The organism is Nitrososphaerota archaeon (assembly GCA_011605775.1).
Classification (GTDB): domain Archaea; phylum Thermoproteota; class Nitrososphaeria; order Nitrososphaerales; family JAAOZN01; genus JAAOZN01.
Genome location: JAAOZN010000096.1, coordinates 1 through 4,651, shown reverse-complemented (window position 1 = coordinate 4,651; position 4,651 = coordinate 1). Strand labels below are relative to the sequence as shown.

7 protein-coding genes are annotated in these 4,651 nt (G+C 47.7%); 5 read left to right on the top strand and 2 right to left on the bottom strand.

All coding sequences use genetic code 11. The annotated features are described in order from the left end of the window. The 3 genes from rps12P to HA494_08830 form a co-directional block, all read left to right on the top strand. Window positions 1–231: 30S ribosomal protein S12 (gene rps12P / locus HA494_08840; protein ID NHV97870.1), on the top strand; the 231-nt coding region annotated here is incomplete at its 5' end. Window positions 232–249: 18 nt separating this feature from the next. Next, a complete protein-coding gene (locus tag HA494_08835) occupies window positions 250–876 on the top strand; it encodes a 30S ribosomal protein S7 (GenBank protein ID NHV97869.1) in 627 nt (208 codons plus the stop codon). A gap of 217 nt (window positions 877–1,093) precedes the next feature. Next, window positions 1,094–1,348 (top strand): hypothetical protein, encoded by a 255-nt coding sequence (locus HA494_08830; protein ID NHV97868.1) that lies wholly within the window; start codon window positions 1,094–1,096, stop codon window positions 1,346–1,348. Window positions 1,349–1,363: 15 nt separating this feature from the next. On the opposite strand, the gene HA494_08825 is transcribed toward HA494_08830, so the two are convergent. Continuing rightward, window positions 1,364–1,714: a type II toxin-antitoxin system VapC family toxin gene (locus HA494_08825; protein ID NHV97867.1), complete on the bottom strand. Its 351-nt coding sequence runs from the start codon at window positions 1,712–1,714 to the stop codon at window positions 1,364–1,366. Then, on the bottom strand, window positions 1,711–1,938 hold the full coding sequence (locus HA494_08820; protein NHV97866.1) for a hypothetical protein: 228 nt from the start codon (window positions 1,936–1,938) through the stop codon (window positions 1,711–1,713). The genes HA494_08825 and HA494_08820 overlap by 4 nt, the downstream gene beginning before the upstream one ends. 131 nt (window positions 1,939–2,069) lie before the next feature. Between HA494_08820 and tuf the strand changes: the two genes are divergently transcribed. Together tuf and HA494_08810 are read left to right on the top strand one after the other, a co-directional pair. Next, window positions 2,070–3,383: a translation elongation factor EF-1 subunit alpha gene (gene tuf / locus HA494_08815; protein ID NHV97865.1), complete on the top strand. Its 1,314-nt coding sequence runs from the start codon at window positions 2,070–2,072 to the stop codon at window positions 3,381–3,383. A 158-nt stretch (window positions 3,384–3,541) separates the two neighbouring features. After that, on the top strand, window positions 3,542–4,651 hold a 1,110-nt coding region (locus HA494_08810; protein NHV97864.1), incomplete at its 3' end, for an acetyl-CoA decarbonylase/synthase complex subunit alpha.

Here is a 4,651-nt window from a genome sequence, read left to right as displayed (position 1 = left end):
TGCGTGAGGGTTCAGCTCGTTAAGAACGGTAAGCAGATTACGGCCTTTCTTCCTGGGGATGGGGCGCTTAACTATGTTGATGAGCACGATGAGGTTCACGTGCAGGGGATAGGTGGCTCTATGGGGCGCTCTATGGGCGACATACCGGGTGTGAGGTGGGTTGTCTTTAAGGTGAATGGTGTTTCACTTAAGGAGCTTGTGCTTGGGAGGAAGGAGAAGCCTAGAAGGTAGGTTGGTGAAGGAGAGAGTATGTCCTCTGAAAAAGCGGCTTTACAGCAGGAGTTATCTAAGCAGATAAAGCTCTTTAACAAATGGGATCTATCTGAAGTTGTAGTGACAGACCCTGGTCTTAAGCGGGTTATATCCCTAAAACCTATGCTCGTACCAACCTCTTTTGGTAGACATGAGCATAAGAAGTTCGGTAAGGCGGAGGTCAATATCATAGAGAGGTTAGTCAACTCTATGATGCACTTCGGTAGGAAATATGCCAAAAACACTGGGAGGATGGGTGGTAAGAAGATGAAGGCGATAAACATAGTCAAGAGCGCGCTTGATATAATTCATTTAAAGACTGGGCAGAACCCTGTCGCCGTGGTTGTGAAGGCTATTGAGAACGCTTCGCCAAACGAAGACACAACAAGGATAGCTTACGGAGGAGTAGTCTATCACGTCTCCGTAGACGTGTCGCCTTTAAGAAGAGTGGACTTGGCGCTCAGATTCATATCTGAGGGTGTGAGAGAAGCCTGCTTCTCAACACCTAAGAGCGTTGAAGAAGCGTTAGCAGAAGAGATCATCTTAGCAGCGAACAACGACCCTAATAGCTACGCGATAAAGAAGAAGAATGAACAAGAACGCATAGCTATGGCTTCAAGGTAAAGAAGGCTCAAAGCCATAAATGCTGGAGTTTAGTCGCCGAAAAATATGAAGCTGACCCCCTCAGCTACGCTCATCTCCTCAAACCACGTAGCCCCCGAAGACAAAACGCAGAGCGCTTTACGTTAACGCTAAAATTTAAGTGTGATAGAAGAAATAAGATCGGTGTGTTGGGGCTATGTTCTTACTCCCAGTTGTCTTGATTAGCGAAGGTGAGGCTGTGTGGCTAGTTCTGTTGTTATCTCTTCTGATCTTTGTAGTGTTCGCTGCACTCTTCATCTATCTTATGCGTTCCGCGCTCAAATCGAGTGGGGTTCGCTGGGCCTTCGGATTCTTCCCTCCGGGTGTGGTGTTGTGGAAGAAGAGGTCTGTTGAAGAGGAGCTCTCCGAGTTAAGGAGCTACGAGGTGTGGCTGAGGTCTGAGCTGGAGAGGGTGAGGAAAGAAATCGAAGAAAGGGAGAAGCGTAACCTTTGAAGTATGCGATATATGTTACGCCTCCTCAAGTTCCAAGCCAAACTCTCTCAAATATTTGAAGTGTTCGTCTCTGGTTACGAGTGGTAGGTTGTTGGTTATGGCTGTTGCTGCTATAAGTAGATCGGCGTCAGGCAGTGGTGTAGCCTTCTTCTTGAGCTTCTGGTATACTCTGCAGTACGTTTGAATGATCTCATTATCTAAACCTTTTACCTCAAAGCTCTCTTCGAGCAGCTGCTTGACGAGCCCTCTCTTCTTATCATCCAACCCCCTTAAGACTTCAATCAGTGTTATTATTGAGATGGCGTTCGGCTCGTATCTTTGCTTCTTGAGCCTCTCTATAAGTGTGTTCGTGTCCAGCAGCTTCATCGCAGCACGAACCTTTCTCTGAATTCCCTACTTGACTCGATCAAGCCTTTGAGTTCATCTTCTGTGAGTGTTTCAGCCAATCTTTTGAACGCCTCTTCACCCCTCCTCCTTCTAGCTTCTTCGTATAGCTTAAGTAGGAAATCTCCCCACTCAACCCTACCCTTAGCCTCTTGAAGAATCTTCTTTACCTCTTCAGGGACAGAGATTGTAGCATACTTCTTCATCCATCACTACATAACAAACAGCCATAGAGGAATTTCTACGCGCGTTAGCTAAGGTGAACCTAGCCTTTAACTCAAAAAAACAGTTAAATAATCAGATTTACTGCCAAGTGGATGCGAAGGGTGTAGCGTAAATGCCTGAGAAGCCTCATCTAAACCTCGTAATAACAGGACACGTAGACCACGGTAAGTCAACCGCTATGGGCCACTTCCTATTCGACCTAGGGGTAGTTGATGCCAGGACCATCGAGGAATACGCTAAAGAATCGGAGAAGACAGGCGCTGGTGACACCTTCAAGTATGCTTGGGTACTTGATAGTTTGAAGGATGAGCGTGAAAGAGGTGTCACCATAGACCTTGCCTTTCAGAAGTTCGAGACCGAAAAATACTTTTTCACACTTATCGATGCGCCGGGGCACAGAGACTTCATAAAGAATATGATAACTGGAGCGAGTGAAGCCGACGCATCTGTCTTAGTGATATCGGCGAAGAAGGGTGAGTTTGAAGTAGGTGTAGGTCCGGGTGGACAAACGAGGGAGCACGCTTTCCTACTGCGTACACTCGGTGTAAACCAGATTATAGTCTTCTTCAGCAAGTTCGATGATCCGACAGTGAACTACAGTAAGGAGCGGTATGATGAGATTAAGGCTATTACCGAAAACTTGCTTAAGAGTGTGGGCTATGATGTTAAGAAGATACCTTTCATACCAGGCTCAGGCTGGACTGGTGAAAACCTAGTCAGACGCTCTGATAAAATGCCATGGTACACTGGTCCAACACTATTCGAAGCGCTTGACCAGCTCACGTTACCTGAGAAGCCTGTTGATAAGCCGCTGAGGATCCCTATACAAGACGTATACTCTATTACAGGTGTCGGTACGGTGCCTGTGGGTAGGGTCGAGACTGGGCGAATGAAGGTTGGTGATAAGGTGATAATTATGCCTCCAGGCATAATCGCTGAAGTTAGGTCTATAGAGACTCACCACACACCTATCCAAGAAGCTATAGCTGGTGACAACATAGGGTTCAACGTTAGAGGCGTAGATAAGCGTGATATTAAGCGTGGCTACGTCGTGGGTAAGCCCGATAATCCACCTACAGTAGCCAAGGAGTTTATTGCTCAGATCATAGTGGTTTACCACCCGACAGCTATAGCGGCTGGCTATACACCTGTGCTGCACGCTCATACAGCCCAAGTAGCTGCTACCATCAAGGAGATCATAGCTAAGATAGATCCTAGGACCGGCCAACCAGTAGAGGAGAAGCCTAAGTCTATTAAGACGGGTGACTCAGCGCTAGTTAGGATAGCTCCCCTCAGACCTCTATGCATAGAGACCTTCAAGGAGTTCCCTGAGCTCGGTAGATTTGCGCTGAGAGATATGGGTACGACTATAGCTGCTGGTGTGGTTAGAGAGATTACTCAAAAGTACACTGGTCCAGAGAAGTAGTATAGGGATTAGGATAGTCAGTAGGCTACCGTGGCTACCGGTACTGCTAGTGAACCATGTTAGATAGGTGTGAATTTTTTCTTTGCAGATTGGTGTATATGGTATATAGTCTATATTGTCTAACATAATAAACTTGTCCTAAGCATAGAGGATATGATATGCAAAACGTGAGGATTAAAGTGGATAAGGTGCAGACACCCTCGATCCAGTTCTCCAACTTAGAAATATCGCTGGGGAGAATTATCGAAGAAGAATGGGAGGAGAAGATAGGCCCGACACCATTCCCAACTGTAACAGATCTTAGGAGCTGGGATCACAAGCTGCTGCAGAGGTATAAGCCAGTCTACCTGCCCTACTGTGACGTATGCTGCCTATGCACAATGGGTAAATGTGATCTGACCGCTGGTAAGAGAGGAGCCTGTGGGCTTGATATCTGGGCTCAGCAGTCCCGTATAGTGCTTCTTGCCTGCTGTATCGGAGCTGCAACACACGTAGGGCACGCTAGGCACCTCGTCGAGTATTTGATAGAGAGGTTTGGGAGGGATGCGCCTATCGATGTAGGCTCAAAGGTTGGGGTGGAGATAGAAGCCCCGGTCACTAGGCTTGTCTGCGGAGTCAGACCTAAGAAGATAGGTGACCTAGAAGAGGTTCTATCATATTTAGAAAGAGAGATTGTGCAGCTTCTCGCAGCAACCCACACTGGTCAAGAGGGGGACAACATAGACTTTGAGTCAAAGGTCTTCCACGCAGGCATGATCGATCACGTCGGAATGGAGGTTGCTGATATAGCGCAGATTTCAGCCCTAGGCTACCCGAAAGCAGACCCCGATGCACCTCTCGTAGAGCTGGGCATGGGTACCATAGACTCCACAAAACCTATGGTTTTGGTGATTGGGCATAACGTGCCACCCGCAGCCCACATAATCGACTACCTTCAGGACCACGGGTTGATGGGTAAAGTTGAGGTGGCTGGGATATGCTGCACCGCACACGATCTAACCAGATATAACCCCAAGGCTAAGATCGTTGGGCCGCTGTCCTGGCAGCTGAGATTCATACGAAGCGGCGTACCAGATGTCATCGTAGTGGATGAGCAGTGTATAAGGACTGATGTGCTTAAGGAGGCACAAAGCATTAAGGCGCCAGTCATCGCTACAACGGCAAAGGATTGCCAAGGACTCCCTGATTTGACACGTGAAGACGCTAATGAGATTGTGAAGAAGATAGTTGAAGGAGAGGTCCCAGGCGCCCTGATACTGAAGCCGGAG